This window comes from Polaromonas sp. P1_G4, from assembly GCF_056405475.1.
Genome location: NZ_JBFUCA010000791.1, coordinates 1 through 1,366 on the forward strand (window position 1 = coordinate 1; position 1,366 = coordinate 1,366).

Below are 1,366 nucleotides of genomic sequence, written 5' to 3' on the forward strand. Positions count from 1 at the left end.
AGCCACGGAAACGGTTTCGGTAATCACAGCAGTCATGGGAATCTCCAAAAGGAAGTTGATGAACGAGGGAAGTTAAAAAAACATCCTCTCGCTCGGGCTTCCTCGTTCCCCCGAGTAGGGGGCGGAGGGGGGTGCTGGTCGATCAACAAGAAAAAACCGGGATGACCCGGTTGCCGCTGTATTAAAAATCCCCCCACAAGTGCCCCTCACACCGGGACGGGGTCTTGTGGGGGGATTCAGCGGCGACCGGGGCAGCGCGGTTTTTTCACAGGGGCAGGCCTGGCGCCCGCAGCCGACGTGACACAAAGCGCAGCGACTGGCACCCAAGGGTGCAGCCGGGCCGGTTACGGGGAGCGATGGTCAAACACAATGGAATCGGCTGTTTAAGCTGTACTCGTCCATATTGAGGAGGCGATCACCGCGCTGCCCGGCTAGAATCGATTTGCGGGGTTTGGTCCTTTTACTATCGACCTGAACAAAACTCAAAATGGGCGAAAAGTCTTTTAATAATAAGCACTTGGTTGGGTTTTTAGCGACCAGGTTATACCGCAGGCGCGATGTTATACCGCAGACCTTGCGGTATACATTACGTTAGGTTGCAGAATGCTCGCTCGTGCACTCCGTCTGCTTCTGGTCGTTCTCGGCGTTGCTGGTACCAATACGGCAATGGCATGCTCGTGCGCATCAGGTGCGGACTACGAGGGGCAGTTTCTTGCCGATATCTTCGCTCGGGCGGAGATCATCGTTCATGCACGGATTGTCGAACTCGACAGTCCCTATGAAGCGCGCATCGAAATTGCCGAATCGTTCAAAGGCCGTCCCGTCAAGCTCGTGGCGAATAGCGCCCCGAGCAACATCTGCGGAACGAGATTCCAGTTGGGTGAAGAGGCTGTCTTCTTTGTGTACCACGGTCTCGTTAGCTACTGCGGGCGCCTACCGGTTACCTCGGAGCTCCTGCAGCGTCTGCGCGCATATGGAAAATAGCGCGCTGCAACCTAACAAGCTAGTCGACACGGACGCCTTGCGGCGTACGGTCGCTGCGCTCCCTCCTGGCGCAAGTCGCCGGTCACACGCACGTTAGAGCGCACTGGTGTCCGAGTCACTATCAATCGCCGCGGCAATCGCATACGTCCCGATCAAGATGCTGGCCTACGCGTTTGTCGCACGCCTCGGAATCGAGACCTTTCAGCCATCGGTGTCGAAGGCGTGGTGGCGCTCCATTGCTGTAGCCGTTGCGCGTGGGTTGATTGGCGTTGCGATGGCGGTTCCCTTGCTATGGGCAGGCGAGTGGCTCCAGAGCCAGCACTGGGAAAGTCAACCCGCATTTGTCTTGGTTGCCTACCTGGCCTTCTATCTCCCCTTGCGC

General features: G+C 57.5%; 2 protein-coding genes. Both read left to right on the forward strand.

All coding sequences use genetic code 11. The features are described 5' to 3' along the window. The first annotated feature begins 603 nt into the window (after positions 1-603). A complete protein-coding gene (locus tag AC1D1X_RS23380; protein ID WP_477668234.1) occupies positions 604-984 on the forward strand; it encodes a hypothetical protein in 381 nt (126 codons plus the stop codon). A gap of 106 nt (positions 985-1,090) precedes the next feature. Beyond that, a partial coding sequence (locus AC1D1X_RS23385) for a hypothetical protein (protein WP_477699354.1) occupies positions 1,091-1,366 on the forward strand: 276 nt, incomplete at its 3' end.